General features: G+C 70.1%; 14 protein-coding genes and 1 pseudogene. 3 read left to right on the top strand and 12 right to left on the bottom strand.

All coding sequences use genetic code 11. The features are described from left to right. Nucleotides 1-31: 31 nt before the first annotated feature. From IE258_RS38775 to IE258_RS38755, 5 genes are all read right to left on the bottom strand, one after another. Nucleotides 32-895 (bottom strand): cytochrome c biogenesis CcdA family protein, encoded by an 864-nt coding sequence (locus IE258_RS38775; RefSeq protein WP_229892716.1) that lies wholly within the window; start codon nt 893-895, stop codon nt 32-34. Continuing rightward, nucleotides 892-1,638, bottom strand: a complete 747-nt coding sequence (locus tag IE258_RS38770) for a DsbA family protein (RefSeq protein ID WP_189750501.1) — start codon at nt 1,636-1,638, stop codon at nt 892-894. The genes IE258_RS38775 and IE258_RS38770 overlap by 4 nt, the downstream gene beginning before the upstream one ends. A 135-nt stretch (nt 1,639-1,773) precedes the next feature. Beyond that, nucleotides 1,774-2,223: a hypothetical protein gene (locus IE258_RS38765; RefSeq protein ID WP_189750500.1), complete on the bottom strand. Its 450-nt coding sequence runs from the start codon at nt 2,221-2,223 to the stop codon at nt 1,774-1,776. A 49-nt stretch (nt 2,224-2,272) separates the two neighbouring features. Then, nucleotides 2,273-2,806 carry a DinB family protein gene (locus tag IE258_RS38760; RefSeq protein WP_189750499.1) on the bottom strand — a complete coding sequence of 178 codons (534 nt, stop codon included), beginning with the start codon at nt 2,804-2,806 and terminating at the stop codon, nt 2,273-2,275. A 151-nt stretch (nt 2,807-2,957) separates the two neighbouring features. Beyond that, nucleotides 2,958-3,185 carry a hypothetical protein gene (locus IE258_RS38755; protein ID WP_189750522.1) on the bottom strand — a complete coding sequence of 76 codons (228 nt, stop codon included), beginning with the start codon at nt 3,183-3,185 and terminating at the stop codon, nt 2,958-2,960. Nucleotides 3,186-3,194: 9 nt separating this feature from the next. Here IE258_RS38755 and IE258_RS38750 point away from each other — a divergent pair. Next, a pseudogene (locus tag IE258_RS38750) lies at nt 3,195-3,683 on the top strand (carbon starvation CstA family protein); the annotation flags it as partial. 539 nt (nt 3,684-4,222) lie between these two features. Here IE258_RS38750 and IE258_RS38745 read toward each other — a convergent pair. Continuing rightward, nucleotides 4,223-4,924, bottom strand: coding sequence for a GNAT family N-acetyltransferase (locus tag IE258_RS38745; RefSeq protein WP_189750498.1), 702 nt, complete (start codon nt 4,922-4,924; stop codon nt 4,223-4,225). Between the two features lie 505 nt (nt 4,925-5,429). Between IE258_RS38745 and IE258_RS38740 the strand changes: the two genes are divergently transcribed. Further along, entirely contained in the window at nt 5,430-6,617 is a 1,188-nt protein-coding gene (locus IE258_RS38740) for a DUF3500 domain-containing protein (protein WP_229892715.1), read from the top strand. A 21-nt stretch (nt 6,618-6,638) separates the two neighbouring features. Here the strand turns inward: IE258_RS38740 and IE258_RS38735 are convergent, their stop codons facing one another. The 5 genes from IE258_RS38735 to IE258_RS38715 all read right to left on the bottom strand — a co-directional run bounded on the left by IE258_RS38735 (nt 6,639) and on the right by IE258_RS38715 (nt 14,520). Continuing rightward, the gene (locus IE258_RS38735) at nt 6,639-7,724 is read right to left on the bottom strand and encodes an ABC transporter ATP-binding protein (protein ID WP_189750497.1); all 1,086 of its coding nucleotides are present in this window, start codon (nt 7,722-7,724) and stop codon (nt 6,639-6,641) included. Continuing rightward, nucleotides 7,717-9,486: an ABC transporter permease gene (locus IE258_RS38730; RefSeq protein ID WP_189750496.1), complete on the bottom strand. Its 1,770-nt coding sequence runs from the start codon at nt 9,484-9,486 to the stop codon at nt 7,717-7,719. The genes IE258_RS38735 and IE258_RS38730 overlap by 8 nt, the downstream gene beginning before the upstream one ends. Before the next feature lie 54 nt (nt 9,487-9,540). After that, nucleotides 9,541-10,713 (bottom strand): ABC transporter substrate-binding protein, encoded by a 1,173-nt coding sequence (locus IE258_RS38725; RefSeq protein ID WP_189750495.1) that lies wholly within the window; start codon nt 10,711-10,713, stop codon nt 9,541-9,543. A gap of 115 nt (nt 10,714-10,828) precedes the next feature. Continuing rightward, nucleotides 10,829-13,489, bottom strand: coding sequence for an aconitate hydratase AcnA (gene acnA, locus IE258_RS38720; protein ID WP_189750494.1), 2,661 nt, complete (start codon nt 13,487-13,489; stop codon nt 10,829-10,831). A 152-nt stretch (nt 13,490-13,641) separates the two neighbouring features. Beyond that, entirely contained in the window at nt 13,642-14,520 is an 879-nt protein-coding gene (locus IE258_RS38715; protein ID WP_189750493.1) for a GntR family transcriptional regulator, read from the bottom strand. A 186-nt stretch (nt 14,521-14,706) separates the two neighbouring features. Between IE258_RS38715 and rraA the strand changes: the two genes are divergently transcribed. Then, nucleotides 14,707-15,216 (top strand): ribonuclease E activity regulator RraA, encoded by a 510-nt coding sequence (gene rraA, locus IE258_RS38710; protein ID WP_189750492.1) that lies wholly within the window; start codon nt 14,707-14,709, stop codon nt 15,214-15,216. Between the two features lie 287 nt (nt 15,217-15,503). Here the strand turns inward: rraA and IE258_RS38705 are convergent. Further along, the coding region (locus IE258_RS38705; protein ID WP_189750491.1) for a DUF475 domain-containing protein at nt 15,504-15,775 on the bottom strand (272 nt) is incomplete at its 5' end.

The raw sequence follows: 15,775 nt of genomic DNA, 5'->3' as shown, positions 1-15,775 counted from the left end.
GGAGGGCGAAGGGCGTGCGGGGAGCCCGGGTTCAGAGGTCGTGCCGGGACGGTCCGGAGCCGGATTTCGGCCGGGGGCCGTCCCGGCGTGCCAGCAGGACGACGGCGGTGAGCGCCGCGGCCGCGGCCAGGACGAGCAGGAGGACGCGGTCCGGTACAGCGCTGCCGAGGCGTGCGAGGTGTTCTTCCAGCCCTGCCTCCGTCTCGACGCTGATCAGGGAGGGGAGGGCCGCCGTGCCGTCGAACAACAGGAAGACCGCGCCGAGCAGGATGAAGAGGATGCCGCCGACGAGCGAGGTGGTGTGCCAGGAGAAGCGTCCCAGCCGCACGGTGCGGCCCCGCAGCCAGCGCTTGTGGCCGAGGTCGAAGCGGTCCCAGAGCAGCGCCAGGGCGAACAGGGGGACTGCCATGCCGAGTGCGTAGACCGCGAGCAGCAGGCCCCCGTGGGCGGGCCGGCCGCCGAGGGCGGCGAGGGTGAGGATGGAGCCGAGGATGGGGCCGGCGCAGAAGCCCGCCAGGCCGTAGACGGTGCCGAGGGCGAAGACGGAGACGGCCGACCCGGAACGGCGGGCTCCTGCGGCTTCCTGCAATCGGCGCACTCCGAATCCGATCCCGAGGATCTGTGCCGCTCCCAGCACGATCACGGTCCAGCCGCCAATGGTGACCAGCAGGTCACGGTGGCCGTAGAAGAGACGGCTGGCGAAGGAGCCCGCGACGCCGAGCGGCACCAGGGTGGTGCACAGGCCGAGATAGAACAGGCCGGTGCGCAGCAGCAGTTTGGCCGGGCTGGTGAAGGAGTAGGCGAAGAAGGCCGGCAGCAGCAGCGCGCTGCAAGGGCTGAGCAGGGCCAGCAGGCCGCCGAGGAAGGCGGCCAGCAGGCTCGCGTCGCCGTTCACCGAGTGGCCTTCGCGGCTGCCTCGATGGTCTGCTTGAAAGTGTCGACCGGCTGGGCGCCGAGGACGGGGACGTCGTTGACCAGGAAAGCGGGGGTGCTGGTCACGCCGAGGGAGTAGCCCTCGTTCTGGTCCTGTCGGATTGCCGTGTCCGCCGCGTCGGAGTCCATGTCCGCGCGCCACTTGTCGAGGTCAGCCACCCCGGCGGCCTTGGCCATCGCGGTGAGCCTGTCGGTGGAGAAGGCGCCGGTGTTCTTCTTGCGTGTCTTGCTGTACGCCTGGTCGTGGAACTCCCAGAACCTGTCCTGTTGGCCGGCCGCCCAGGCCGCGCGGGCTGCCGCTTCCGATTCCTCGCCGAAGATCGGGAAGTTGCGCCACTCGATGCGCAGCACGCCCTTGTCGACGTAGGAGCGGATCAGTTCCGCTTCGGTGTCGCGGGCGAACTTCCCGCAATAGGGGCACTGGAAGTCGGAGTACTCGATCATGACGACAGGGGCGTCGGCGTCCCCCACGGCCAGCGGGTCGTCGGTGTCCCGACGGGCCAGTGCGAGCAAGGCGCTCGCCCGGGCGTCGGGCGTACTGGTGTCGGCGACGGCGGAGTCCTGCGACGTGGTGCCCGACGGCCCGTCGTCGAGGGTGAGGGCGAGCACCGCTGCGACGACGGCGGTCAGTCCGGCGGCGGTGGCGGCGAGTGTGCGGTTGCGTCGGCGGACGCGCGATGCGGCGGGGGAGGAAGAAGACGGCATGGTGGGAGACAACCTCGTGCTCGGTGGGTGAGTGACGGACAGCGGTAGGCGCACGGCGCTGTGGCCGTGCGCCGGGCCGTGACCGAAGGACGGCCGGTCGGCGCGCGGCGCGCGGGGAACGCGCGAGCGTCCGGCCTAGATCCGCATTCGGTCGGGTACGGCCCGTCCCGCCGGCGGGGAGAGTCCCGACGTCACCACGTCCCGGCACACGTCGGCCGAGATCTTGTCGAGCCCGGTTGCGGCCAGGGCGGCCGTCCGGGCCACCGGCTCCGCCGTCTCCAGGAGGCGTACGTCCGGCTGGGCGAGGAGCACTTTCCTGCACGGGGGCGGTGTGCCGGGTTCATCGCACTGGGAGGAGCCCGGCCGCACCCGATCGGTGGCCTCGCCCGGGCCCTGGACCGCCGCATCCGCCGAGGCGGTCACGGTCCTGGGACTCGACGATGCCGCGCCGACGTCGAGCGTGCGTGTTCCGCAGGCCCACGCACTCAGCACGACGAGCAGCGACAGCAGGGCGAGAAGACCCCGGCGCGCTCGCGCGGAGCGTGTCACCGCGGTCACCGCACGGAGCCGGGGAAGAACTGTCATCACCTCACGTCACGTCCGGAAGGCGCCGGATCGCCTACAGCTGCGCCCGTCACGTACAGGGGTGCAGGCACAGGTAGCCGTCGATACGGCGCACATGGTCGCAGTCCGGGTCGCCGGGCAGTGCGTGCCCGAGGTGCTCGGCGCGGACCTCGCCGATCCACTGGTCGTGCTGGTACTCGTGGTTGACGAGAGCGGTCAGCAGATGCGTTGCGACGATGGTCATCTGGGTGGGCGCGCCGGTCCTCCCGGCCGCGATGTCACCGATGCGTGCGTGCACCCGCTCGGCGACGGTCTCCCGGAAGGCCGCGAGCCGCTCCGCCGTCGGGAGAGCGCCGCGGAACTTCTCCGGGTTGGCCGAGTCCATGAGTCCGTCCAGTTCCGGATCCGGGCTGGGCTCGGCGGCCGTGAGGTTGCGGATCATGAAGTGGGCGACGTGGGCCTGGTGCCCGAGGTGCCAGCCGATGGCGCTGAAGTCCTCTCTCGGCCGCCACACCACCTCGTCCGGCGTGAGGTCCCGCCACAGCTCGTCGGTGTACCCGCGGGCACGGTCGTACTCGTCCAACAGCGCCTGCAGTTCGTACACGGCTCTCCTCCACATGTGCGGTCGGGTCTGCGGGTTCGGGTTGCGCGAGGAGACTTGGCGCTCCTCGGACGGCGCGGCTGGTGGCGGCGGACCGCCGCCACTGTAGAGAGCCGCAGCGCGAGCCGGTAGGAGACGAACCCGAATGTCCTCATCACTGCTCTGTATGGCCCACGCCGGGCACGGCGCGGTGGAGCGGCTCCGCCGGCCCCGGCGAGCTGGGCTCCCGAACCGGTTGGTCATCGGCCGACTTCCCCTTCGGGTCCCTGGTGTAGAAGGTGTAGGCGGCGAGTACCACCAGTACCCAGACGCCGGAGACGACCAGCGAAACCCGGGTGTCCGGGAGGATCGCGACGCAGACGAGGACGACGGCTATGAACACCAGGGCGAGGCCGTCCTCGCCATCATGGTCATCATCCTCGCGGTGCTGGCCCTCGTGGTCGTCAACGCTCTGGCGGAGTCCCCCTGGGGCACCTTCTCGGTGACCATGACCATCCCCATCGCCCTGTTCATGGGCTTCTACATGCGCTACCTGCGCCCCGGGCGGGTCCTTGAGACCAGCCTGATCGGCGTCGCCCTCCTGCTCCTGGCCATCGTCGGCGGTGGATGGGTCGAGAACTCCTCGCTCGCCGGTGCCTTCACCTGGGCGCCGACCACGCTGGTCTTCTGCCTGATCGCCTACGGCTTCGTCGCCTCGGTCCTGCCCGTGTGGATGCTGCTGGCACCCCGCGACTACCTGTCCACCTTCATGAAGGTCGGCACGATCGTGCTGCTCGCCATCGGCGTGGTGTTCAGTGCGCCGCTGCTGAAGAACGACGCGGTGAGCCAGTTCGCCTCCACCGGCACCGGACCGGTCTTCGCCGGTGCGCTGTTCCCCTTCCCCACCCGGGTCGGCCGCTTCATGCTCCAGGACATGCTCGGCAACGTCTGGAAGCCCATCGCCCGGGTTTCCTGGAAGCCGCTGCTGCTGACTGGAGCGCCGTCGGGGGCTTGCGGCCTCAGGCCGCGTGCCCCCGACGGGGCTTGCGCCGCTCATACACGTCGCTTATGACGTGATTCAGAGAGCACGCCTACCGGACCACAGCGTGACGTTCTAACTTCGCTGGGACTCCGTGCCAACCGCCGCTCGCAACCATCAGTCAGGAGGCCGCGAACTCAGCGACAAGAAGCAGGACTTCGTAAATCCCGCGACTGGGCATGGCAACTCATGAAGGATGCGGAGGCGTCCGATGGCGGAGCCCCGCGCACAGGGAATCCGGGCATCCTTCCGATGACCCGGCAGCACCGCTCGACCTGCCCCCAGGTGCCCCCTTGCGCCAACTCCGGCAGCAGCAGTAGGAGGCCGGAAGCCGGTGAGGTGGCGCGCGTGGCGGGCGAAGCGTCGGCCATGCGCTTCGGGCGGGCCCGTCGATGCGGACGTCATGGGGTCCGGAAACCCCGGAAAGTGACCGGCCTGCGGGTCTTGAAACCGAGCCGCTCGTACAAGGCGATCGCGCCGGTGTTCGTCTCGGCCACGTGCAGGAAGGGACGATCACCGCGCGCCGCGATGCGCTCGGCGAGAGCGCGGACAAGACGGGCGGCATGGCCCTGCCCGCGTGCTTCGGGAGCGGTGCAGACGGCGCTGATCTCGGTCCAGCCCGGAGGACGCAGGCGTTCCCCGGCCATCGCCACCAGGGTGCCGTCGACTCGAACACCCAGGTAGGTGCCGAGTTCATGGGTACGGGGCCAGAACGGCCCCGGCTCGGCCCGCGCGGCGAGATCCAGCATCTCGGGCACGCTGTCCGCGCCCAGCACGACCACGTTGGTGCAGGACGTGAGGCCAGGTCGGCCATCGCCATCACTGGGCCAGATCATCTGACGGCCCTCAAGGCTGAAGACTGGCGCCCAACTCGACGGCGGAACGGCCGGAGAGCTGAACATGTCGGCGAAGGCGCCCGGACCGAGTAGGTCGGCCAGGTCGTCCCAATCCTCTGCGTTCGGGACGGCGGACACAGAGGAAAAGGTCGCCACGTCGGTGAGATAGGCGGCGGCCCGGCCCCAGCGTCGGGCGAGATGCGCGTGCCGACCGCCGAGCGACTGACCTACCGGGTCGTCGAGTGCCGGGACGTAGTCGTTCCTCATTGTGCCGTTCCTCTCCTGGTGGGCGCGGTGGTCGAACAGCCGGGGCAAGACCGTCAGTGTTCCGGACGCGGCGTCTTCGACGCACCCGCGCCTGACCACTGTCCGTAGCCCGTCCTGCCGGCCGGAGGCGACAGCCCGCTTTGGTCACGAAGGGCATGTCCGGCCCGGGCACCATGGTCAGCCACCGCGCTGAGCGGGCGCGGTCCGCGTCGCAGGAGCCGGCGACTGCTGTCACCGTCGTGATCTCGTAGGCGTCTGACAGAAAGACCTCAAGGAAAACCCAGGGTTCTGGGTGAATGTCACGTACATGCACGCACACCGACCCCGCACCCCCGCCACCGAGCGCACGCGCCGCTGGTTCATGAACCGCTCTCTGCTGTTGGGAGGCGCTGCCGCCGTGGCGACCATGACCGGCTGTTCCGCCGGAGCATCCGACACGAACGGCTCCGCGTCCGGCAGTGCCCAGAGCGGGATGCCGTCAGGTGGGCCCGGTGGTGCCGGGGGCATGGGTCCTGGTGCCAGCGAGGTGAAGTACGCCGACTTCAAGGGTGTCACCACCGACGGCACGGTCGTCGACGATCTGTTCTCCATCCACTCCACCGGTGTCTCGACGGATGCGGTGGTGAAGGCCGCGCAGGCGTTCCTGGACGGGCTCGGCGCCAAGGTGCGCCGGGCGTCCGTGTTCGACGTGGACGACGACGAGTGGCTGGCCTGGAGCAACGTCGACGGCTACGAACGCGAGGGCGCCCGCATGGGCGACCTGACCGAGAAGCAGCGCACCCTCGGATACGCCCTGCTCGGCAAGGCCCTGTCGGCCGACGGGCTGACCCAGACCCGCAACATCATGAAGCTCAACGCCTTCCTCGGTGACTACAACGGCGGTGGCAGGGAGACGCTGACCGAGGGGCACTACTACTTCACCTTCATGGGAACCCCGTCCACGACCAAGCCATGGGGCTTCCAGTACGAGGGCCACCACGTGGCCATCAACTACTTCGTCCTCGGCGACCAGGTCGTCATGTCCCCGACCTTCATGGGCTCGGAGCCGACCTCGGCCACCTACAACGGCGAGAAGATCACTCTCTTCAAGCCGGAGACCAAGGCCGGTCTGGCGCTGCTGCGGTCCCTGACCTCGGCGCAGCGCAAGAAGGTGATCTCCGCCGACGAGAAGGGCGGCACCGACATGGTGGCCGGGGCCGGCCAGGACAACCTGAAGCTGGCCTACCAGGGCCTCGCCGCCAAGGAGTTCACCTCCGCGCAGCGCCAGAAGCTGCTGGACCTGGTCGGTGTCTACGTCGGCTACATGGACGACGGCCACGCGGCGGTGAAGATGCAGGAGGTGGAGGAGCACCTCGACGACACGTACTTCTTCTGGATCGGCGAGACCAAGGACTCCTCCGCCTTCTACTACCGAGTGCACAGCCCGGTCGTGCTCATCGAGTACGACGCCCAGTCCCCGCTGGCCTACGGCGAGAACGCACAGATGGGCGGCGGCGGTGGTGCCCCCAGCGGCCGGCCGTCGGGCATGCCGAGCGGGCAGCCCACCGGTACACCGAGCGGCGGACCCGGCGGTGGCGGCATGGGCATGGGCGGCACCCCCACCCAGCAGCACATCCACACCATCATCCGCACGCCCAACGGCAACGACTACGGCGTGGACCTGCTCAAGCTCCACCTGGAGACCGACCACTGACACATGACGTCCGGCTTCGGATCAGACCTGTGCGGGGAACAGCAGGCAGTCGTCCGGACGGACGATCAGGTTGATCTCGCCGTCCGTGTGCCGGACGGGGCTCTCGGCGTGGACGCGCAGATCGCCGATGCTGAGCTCGTACTCGAATCGCGCTCCGGTGTACGAACACTGCTCGATCCTCGCCCGGAGCACGTTGACGGCACCGTCGTGCGGGGCGTCCGCGCGGTCGGTGAGCGTGATGCGCTCCGAGCGCAGGCCCACGGTGGCGGACGACCCCGCGGAGCAGGCGCCGACCACCCTCAAGTGCTGACCGGTTTCACCCAGTTTGACCTGTACGGTTCCGCCCTCGGTGGAGCCGACGCGCCCCTCCAGGAGGTTGCAGCGGCCGATGAAGCCGGCGACCTCTGGGGTGGCGGGGGTCTCGTAGATCTCGGTCGGTGTGCCCACCTGCTGGAGGCGGCCGTGCATGAACACGGCGATGCGGTCGGACAGGGACATGGCCTCGACCTGGTCGTGGGTGACGTACACGGTGGTGATGCCGACCTCCCGCTGGAGGTCCTTGAGCCAGACGCGGGCCTGGTCGCGCATCTTCGCGTCCAGGTTGGAGAGCGGTTCGTCCAGGAGCAGGACGCCGGGGGAGTAGACGATGCCTCGGGCGAGGGCGACGCGCTGCTGCTGTCCGCCGGAGAGCTGGTGGGGGTAGCGGTCGCGCAGGTGAGCCATGTCGACTTTCGTGAGGGCGTCGTCGATGAGACGCCGTTGCTCGTCCTTGGTGACCTTGCGGAGTTTCAGCGGCAGTGCGAGGTTGTCGGCGATCGTCATGTGCGGCCAGAGCGCGTACGACTGGAAGACCAGGCCGAGGTTGCGGCCTTCGGGGGGCACCGTGTTGCGCGGGGTGCCGTCGAAGAAGACCTGGTCGCCGACGCGGATGGTGCCCGAGTCGGGGGTCTCCAGACCGGCGACGCACGACAAGGTGGTGGACTTGCCGCAGCCAGACGGGCCGAGCAAGGTGAAGAACTCCCCGTCCGCGACGGTGAAGTTGATGTCCTCCAGGACCGCGGTCCCGTGGAAGGACTTCTTGATGTTCTCGACGACCAGCTCAGGCATGCTTCTTCCCCTTCAGAAGGAGACCGGCGAGGCCGGCGACGACGGCGGTGACGGCGATCTGGAGGGTGGCGAGTGCGGCGACGGAGCCGGTCTCACCCTGGGTCCACAGGTCGATGGCGGTGGTGCCGATGACCTGTGACTCGGCTCCGGCGAGGAACATGGCGGGGGCGTACTCGCGGATCATCTGGGTCCAGATGAGCAGGAACGAGGCGAGCATCGCGGGCACGAGGAGACGGAGCATGATCCGGGACACCGTGCGCCACCAGTCGGCGCCGGCGACACGTGCGGCGTTGTCGAGTTCGGCTCCGAGCTGCATGGTCGCCGGGGAGATCGCGCCGTACGCCGACGGGAGTGCCCGGATGCCGAAGGCGATGATCAGCGCGAAGAGCGTGCCGCGCACCGCGTCGCCGCCGGGCATCCAGGTGAAGGCCCAGAACAGGCCGATGCCGACGATCAGACCCGGGACCGCGTGCGGTGACTGCGCTGTCGTCTCCAGGAGACGGGCGAAACGGAAGTCGGAGCGGCGTGCCACGAGGACGACCACCGTGCCGAACAGGGTCACGGCCACCGCGCCCACGAAGGCCACGGTGATGCTGTTGACGATCGACTCGGTGTAAGGGGCGTAGTCGAAGATCAGACGGAAGTTGTCCAGGGTGAGCAGGTCGAACGGGTTCACCAGCGGAGTGAGCAACGAGGTGAACGCGCGCAGGATGAGCGCGAGCATCGGCAGCAGTGCGCCGAAGACGACGTACAGACCGACGAAGGCGAAGCCCAGCCACTTCCAGGCACCGATGTCGAGCAGGTCGGAGCGGGTCGCCTTGCCGCGCACCGACACGAACCGCTGGGCGTGCTTGAGCAGCCGCGTCTGGAACACGACCAGGGCGATGGTGGTGAGCAGCATGAAGGTGGACGCCGCGCCCAGCAGGCCGTAGTCCGGGTTGATCGAGTCGATGCCCTGCTCGTAGAGGAAGTTGGAGAAGAGGGTGATGCCGGCGGGCTCGCCCAGGATGAGCGGGATGGACAGGGTCTCGATCGCCGTGCCGAAGATCAGCAGCCCCGCGTAGAGCATCGGCGGGCGCAGCATCGGCACCACGACCGAGCGCAGGACGCGCAGAGGACCCGCGCCGACGCTCCGGGCCGCGTTCTCCAGCGAGGTGTCGGAGGCGGCCAGCGCGTTGGCGCAGAACAGGTAGGCGATGGGGACCTGGGCGACGGCCTCGACGAACGCCATGCCGGGCAGTGAGTACAGGTTCCAGGGCACCCAGCCGAAGCCCTCGCGGACCGCGCTGGTCAGGAAGCCGGCCGGGCCGTAGACGACGATCCAGCCGAAGGCCAGGACGAGCGGGGAGATGTAGATGGGCCAGCGCAGCACCTGCCCGAACAGGCGGGCGGCGGGAAAGCGGGTGCGCTCCAGCAGAATCGCCATCGGCACCGCGATGGCGAGCGCGAACACGGTCGTCAGGACGGCGAAGAGGAGGGTGTCGAGGACGATCGAACCGAAGCCCGCCGACGTGAACAGGTGGGCGTAGTTCGAGAGGGTGAAGGCGCCGCCGGCCGCGTACAGGGGCTGGTTGCGGACCGACTGGTAGAGGATCGGTACGACGGGGGCGAGGACGAGCACGGCGGTGACGAGGAACGTCAGCCAGTGGATCGTGACCTCACGTCCGGCGCCGAACAGGCGCCGGTACTGGGGCGTGCCCAGCTCGCCCGCGCGCGGGGTGCGGGACGGCGCGGGTGGCGCCGGGGATGTCTGGATGGCCATGGAGACTCCGAACGAACGGGGTGGGGACAGGGGCGTCGGGCGGGCGGGGGCGGCTCAGCCGGCCGCCTTCTCCCAGCGCGCGACGTACGCCTCCTGCACGCGCTCCGGCACCTGCACGGGCCGGTACAGATGGACGCGCTCCGCGCCGAGCCTGCGCCGCACGTCCTGCAGGCTGTCCATGGCGTCCTGGCGCACGCCCGGCCGGTACGGCACCAGGCCGCCCTCGGCGACCGCCGCCTGTCCCTCGGCGGAGAGCAGGAAGTCCAGGAAGAGGCGGGCCGCGTTCGGGTGCGGGGCGGTCTTCACGATGGACACTCCACGTGGCATGACGACGGTGCCCTCCGCGTAGTAGCTCCACCCCAGCAGGCCCCCGCTGTGCTCGGCGGCGGGTATCGCGACGCCACCACTGAGGTTGATGGAGAAGTCGTACTCGCCGGAGACGACCTTCTCCACGAGCGTGCCGGAGGAGTGGTCGGCATGGGCGAACGGCAACAGCCGCCGGAACGTGTCCCAGCCGCCCGCGACGTTCGAGGTGTAGCCCTGGTTGCTGGCGTAGCCGTAGGCGTTGGTCGGGTCGTAGACGCCGATCTTCCCGCGGAAGCGGGACGGCCGTGCCTCCACGATCGCCGCCAGCGTCCGAAGACCGTCGGGGAACTGGTCCGGGTCGAGGGTCTTGCGGTTGTAGATGAGAGCGACCGGGTCCGTCGACATGGTCCATACACCGGGCAGCAGCTCGGCCCAGTCGGGCAGGTGGTCCTTCTCCGGCGAGCGGTAGCCGGCGGCGGCGTTCCGGGTCGCGTAGTCGCCCCACAGAGGTCCCGCGTTGTTGGCCAGCACGTCGGCGGGGGAGGTTCCGGCGCCGGATTCGCTGTAGTAGCGCTCATAGACGGCGGAGCCGCCGAGGTTGGTGGCGCGGATGTCCGACAGCCATGGGTAGCGCCGGACGAACGCGTCGAAGACCGGCTGCCAGTTGGTCTGCGAGGTGTTCGAGTAGATGAGGAGTTTCCGCTCCCGCCGTGAGGCGTCGACGATTTCGTCGTAGGCGGCGGGGTAGTACGCGGGGGCTTGTGGGGCGGCGGCGTTCGCCTCGTCGGCCGTGCAGGCGGAGAGTGTGCCGCCCAGGGCGGTGAGGCTTCCGACGGCCGCGGCGCCCCGTAGGAGGTGACGGCGGGAGGGGCCGGCGCCGGACGGTGCTTCCGGCGCGGGCGGGCGGGGGATGGTGGACATGGCGGCTCTTCTCGTAGGGGGCGCGACGGCGCTGTCTGCTGCTTCGAGAGACCGGCGGGGTCGGGTGACGCCGGTGGGCGTGGGGGTGGTGAAAGGCGGGCGCGGTGCCGTCCGGTCACGACGCCGCGACGGCGCGGCGCATCACGTACGGCAGGATCCCGCCGTGCCGGAGGTAGGCGAGTTCCTGGCGCGAGTGGAGGCGCAGCCTGAGGCGGACCGTGGCGGGGGGCGCGTCGGGCCGGATGCGGGACAGGGTGACGGGGTTCGTGCCGACGCGCAGGTCGGCGAGGCCGTCGAAGGCGAGTTCCTCCTCTCCGGTGAAGGCGTGGGCCGATGCCGTGTCGCCCTCCTCGAACTCCAGGGGCAGCACGCCCATGCCGATCAGGTTGTTGCGGTGGATGCGCTCGAAGGACTCGGCTATCACCGCCCGCACTCCCAGCAGTGCCTGTGCCTTGGCGGCCCAGTCGCGGCTGGAGCCGGCACCGTAGTTGCGGCCCGCGACCACGACCAGATCGTGGCCCGCGGCACGGTAGGTCGCCGCGGCTTCGTGGACGGGCAGGACGGCGGAGCGGTCGGCGGTGTGGGCGTGACCGCCGGTGAAGTCGCATTCCCCGGGGAGAAGCCGGTTGCGTACGGCGGCGTTGGTGAAGGCCCCGCGCAGCATGACCTCGTGATTGCTGCGGCGGGTCGAGTACTGGTTGAGGTCGCGGCGGGCGACGCCGCGATCCGCCAGCCAGCGCCCGGCGGCACTGCGCGCCGGAATGGCGCCGGCCGGTGAGATGTGGTCCGTGGTGACGTCGTCGCCCAGCACCATCAGCACCCTGGCCCGCTCGACGCGCAGTCGGTCGGGCGGCGAGGTGGACAGGCCCGTGAGGTGCGGGGGGCGGCGGATGTAGGTGGAGTCCGGACTCCAGGAGAAGCGGACGCCGTCGGGCGCCTCGATCTCGTGCCACGCCCGGGTGCCTTCCCGCAGCCGGGTGGCGTTGGTCCGGAACATCTCGGGCCGTACGGAGGCGGCGACGCGCGCGGCGACCTCGTCGTCGGTGGGCCACAGGTCCTTCAGGAACACGGACGTGCCGTCCGGGCCGGTACCGAGCGGGTCGCGCTCGAAGTCGTGCAGGATCGAGCCGGCCAGCGCGTACGCCACGACCAGAGGCGGCGAGGCGAGGTAGGACTGGGCGACGCGCGGGTTGACGCGGCCGGCGAAATTGCGGTTGCCGGACAGGACGGCCACCGGATCGATGCGGGCGTCGGTGGTGAGCCGCTCCAACTCGGGGTGGAGCGGGCCCGAGTTGCCGATGCAGGTCATGCAGCCGAAGCCGACGATGTGGAAGCCGGTCTCCGCCAAGGGCGCCAGGAGCCCGGCCTCGCGCAGGTAGTCCTCGACGACCCGTGAGCCGGGGGACAGGGACGTCTTCACCCACGGCTTCGCCGTGAGCCCGGCCCGTCGCGCCCGTTCGGCGAGGAGCGCCGCCTGCACCACCAGCGTCGGATTGGCGGTATTGGTGCAACTGGTGATCGCCGCGATGGCGACCGGCCCCTCGGGGAGCCGCTCCCCGAACTCCGTCGTGTTCGCGGGCCGGCCGGCCGCGGTGGACCGGAAGGACCCGGGCACCTGGGACAGCGCAAGCCGCTGATGAGGCAGTCCCGGTCCGGCCACGCTCGGCTCCACCGTCGCCAGATCGAGGTCGATGACATCGTCGTAGCGTGGCTCGGGCCGGTCGGCGGTGCGCTTGAGGCCCTGCGCGGTCAGGTAGGCGTCGACCAGTCGTACGTGTGCCTCGTCACGGCCGGTCAGCCGCAGGTAGGCGGCGGTCTCGTCGTCGTACGGGAAGTAGACGCAGGTCGCCCCGTACTCGGGCGCCATGTTGGAGACCGCGGCACGCTCAGCCCACCCGAGGGTGGCCGCACCGGGGCCGCAGAACTCCACGAACCGGTCCACCACGCCCTTGGTGCGCAGCAGTTCGGTGAGGGTGAGCGCCAGGTCGGTGGCGCCGACGCCGGACCGCAGCCGCCCGGTCAGACGCACGCCCACCACGCGCGGGTACGGGATGGTCACCGCCTCGCCCAGCATGGCGGCCTGCCCCTCCAGTCCGCCCACGCCCCAGCCGACCACGCCCAGGGCGTTGATCATCGGGGTGTGGCTGTCGGTGGCGACCAGCACGTCCGGGTGCAGCCAGGGCAGGCCGCCTTCCGGAGGGTCCTCGTCGCGCCACACCACGCGGGCCAGGACCTCCATGTTGACCTGGTGGATGATTCCGGTGCCGGGCGGCACGACCCGGAAGCCGCGCAGGCTGCGCTCGGCCCACTTCACGAACGCGTAGCGCTCGCCGTTGCGGCGGAAGTCGATGAGCAGGTTGCGTTCGACGGCGTCGGGGCGCCCGTACTCCTCGACGATGACCGAGTGGTCGACGGTCAGGTCGACGGGGACGGCCGGTTGGAGCCGCCCCGGGTCACCGCCGAGTTCGGCGACGCTGTCGCGCAGGGCGGCGAAGTCGGCGAGGGCGGGCAGACACGTGGTGTCGTGGAGCATGATCCGGTTCGGGTGCACCGGGAGCTCGCAGTCACCGTGGCCCGAGCGGGCACGGGCGAGTACGTCGCCGAGCGCGGCCGGGGAACGGCGGGCGACGTTCTCCAGCAGCACCCGGACCGCGTACGGCAGTTCGGCGAGCCGCTCGGCGGGCAGCAGCCCGGCCAGCGGCTGGTACCGGTACGAGTGCCCTTCGACGGTCAGGACGGCGGTGACGGTGGGGTCCGTGCTGGGGTCTGTGCTCATGGTCCCTGCTGTCGTTCCGGGAAGAGGAGCCCACGGGCGCATGGCGCCGGGCGCGGCCCATATTGTCTCAAGCCGTCGATTGATACAACCGTTGGAGCGCCGGATTCTCGGAAACCCCGATGGCGGAGAAGGGTGCTCGGGGAGTGAGGTGCTCAGCCCCGCGTCTTGATGACGCGGACCTTGTCCAGGTGGCGGCGCAGGAAGGCGGCCGCCTCCTCGAGCTTCCCGTCCTCGACCAGGTCGAGCATGTGCAGGTGCTCGCGGGCCTGGCCGGCCAGGCGGGAGCGGTCGACCTGGTGGCGGTACTCGATGAGGCGGCGCAGCCGGTGCTGCCGGCGGGCGGCGTCCAGGAGGAACTGGTTGCCCGAGAAGCTCACGAGCATCTCGTGGAACGAGGCGTTGACGTGGAACAACTCGGCCCGGGGCAGTAGCAGGATGTCTCCGCGCAGCAGGGCCTCCTGCTGCTTGCGGTGCAGGGCCGCGGCCTCGGGGTCGATCGTGAAGCCGGGCTCCAGCAGGGCGTTCGGCTCGATGATCATGCGGAAGCGGTAGCTCTGGTCGTGCGCCTCGACGGTCGAGAACACCTGCTGGAACTCCCAGCCACGCCCACCGGCCTTGCGGCGCACCAGGTCCTCGGACTCCATGCGGGCCAGTACCCGGTCGGCCTGGCGTGCCGACAGGCCGTAGCCGCGACTGATGTCCGCAGCGGTGAACGGGCCGGCGAACCGTCCCCCGATGTAGTCGTCGGCGATCCGGAAGTACGCGTCCTCCTCCGTGTCCGCGCCTCCCGTGAGGTCCGTCCCGGTCAGGGTGGCGGCGTCACGGTCCAGGAAGAAGCCCCGATTCGGTTCCCGCCTCAGGATGCCGACCTCGGCCAGGAAGAGCATCGCCTTCCGGGCCGGGGTGCGGGAGACGTCCAACTCGTCCGCCGCCCACTGCTCGGTGACGTGCGCGCCCTCCTTGAGGCCGCTGCGGCGCAGGAGATCGACCAGGCGGGTGGCGATGGAGGTGGTCAGGTTGGGCCGCGACATCAGTCTGCGCTCTTCGGAAGGGGACGTGGGACGCCCCATCCTATGAGCCGGGGTGCGGCGGGTGCGGCCGCTGGACTCTCCGTCACCGAGGGATTGTATCTATCGACGTAGTGATGCAAAGTGTGGCCGGGGTGCTGATCGGCGCCTCTGTGAAGCCAGGAGCAACGAGAGGCAGCGCCTACAACGATGCAGTCGATTCCCGTCCCCACCGCCGATCTGGCCGACCAGTACGAGCACCGACTGCGTGTCTGCGGCGTGCAGTTCACCACCTACGGGGGAGTACGCTCCTTCGCCGGCCCGGTGCGGACCGTCTCCTGCCGCGAGGACAACGCCTTGCTGCACGAATTGCTCCGTACGCCCGGTGACGGAGCCGTCGTGGTGGTCGACGGAGGCGGCTCCCTCGACACCACGCTTTTCGGGGACCGAATGGCCACCAGGGCCCGCGACAACGGATGGGCGGGGGTCATCGTGTACGGCGCCGTCCGCGACAGCGTCGCACTGGGCGGCACAAGGCTCGGCGTGCAGGCGCTGGGCACCAATCCGCGCAGGGCGGGCAAGACGGGGCGGGGAGCGGTGGACGTGCCTGTTTCGTTCGGCGGGATCACGTTCGCCGTCGGTGATGTCCTGCATGCCGATGAGGACGGGGTGGTGCTGCTCCCGGCCGGGCAGGCCCCCCAGGAGCCTGTCTCGGTGTGAACAGCCGCAGCGGGCGGGCCAATGGAGAGCCGCCCCCAGCGTGACGAACGCCCCTCGTTGACCGGCGAGGCCGCCGGTACGCATGGGCCGTGGAAGGTGCCCCTCGGCGGATGTGTCGGCACGTTCACGGGCCGATACCGTTCAACGGCCTCGCCCGGTCGTGGCGTCACGCCATCCGCAGTTGCGTGGCCCGGGTCAGGAGCGACCCAGCGGCCAGGCCCTCGAAGGGAACCGGCCGCATCGTCCATGCGCAGGTCGGCCACCGGGGCCCGCCACCCCGATGGAGCTCATGCCGTGGAAACCGCTTCGGTCTCTCCTCCTCCGCTCTCGCCCCCGGCTGCCGGGAGGCGCTTGTTGCGGCGCACGGAGGACCAGAAGGAGGCGCCGATGAGGACCACACCGATCAGGCCGGTGATGATCTCGTTGATCTCGTACTGGATGGTCACCAGCAGGATCACGGCGAGGGCGCCGATGGCGTAGTGGGCGCCGTGCTCCAGGTAGACGTAGTCGTCGAGGGTGCCCTGGCGGACCAGGTAGACCGTGAGCGACCGGACGTACA

Source organism: Streptomyces tendae, assembly GCF_014650435.1.
Classification (GTDB): domain Bacteria; phylum Actinomycetota; class Actinomycetes; order Streptomycetales; family Streptomycetaceae; genus Streptomyces; species Streptomyces tendae.
Note: the sequence above shows the minus strand (reverse complement) of the source record. Positions and strands in the feature narration are given on the sequence as shown.

Excerpts from the sequence above, each read along its gene's own strand:
- IE258_RS38770 (WP_189750501.1), bottom strand. The coding sequence starts at position 1,638 with ATGCCGTCTTCTTCCTCCCCCGCCGCATCGCGCGTCCGCCGACGCAAC.
- IE258_RS38765 (WP_189750500.1), bottom strand. The coding sequence starts at position 2,223 with ATGACAGTTCTTCCCCGGCTCCGTGCGGTGACCGCGGTGACACGCTCC.
- IE258_RS38745 (WP_189750498.1), bottom strand. The coding sequence starts at position 4,924 with ATGAGGAACGACTACGTCCCGGCACTCGACGACCCGGTAGGTCAGTCG.
- IE258_RS38740 (WP_229892715.1), top strand. The coding sequence starts at position 5,430 with ATGGGTCCTGGTGCCAGCGAGGTGAAGTACGCCGACTTCAAGGGTGTC.
- IE258_RS38735 (WP_189750497.1), bottom strand. The coding sequence starts at position 7,724 with ATGCCTGAGCTGGTCGTCGAGAACATCAAGAAGTCCTTCCACGGGACC.
- IE258_RS38730 (WP_189750496.1), bottom strand. The coding sequence starts at position 9,486 with ATGGCCATCCAGACATCCCCGGCGCCACCCGCGCCGTCCCGCACCCCG.
- IE258_RS38725 (WP_189750495.1), bottom strand. The coding sequence starts at position 10,713 with ATGTCCACCATCCCCCGCCCGCCCGCGCCGGAAGCACCGTCCGGCGCC.
- acnA (WP_189750494.1), bottom strand. The coding sequence starts at position 13,489 with ATGAGCACAGACCCCAGCACGGACCCCACCGTCACCGCCGTCCTGACC.
- IE258_RS38715 (WP_189750493.1), bottom strand. The coding sequence starts at position 14,520 with ATGTCGCGGCCCAACCTGACCACCTCCATCGCCACCCGCCTGGTCGAT.
- rraA (WP_189750492.1), top strand. The coding sequence starts at position 14,707 with ATGCAGTCGATTCCCGTCCCCACCGCCGATCTGGCCGACCAGTACGAG.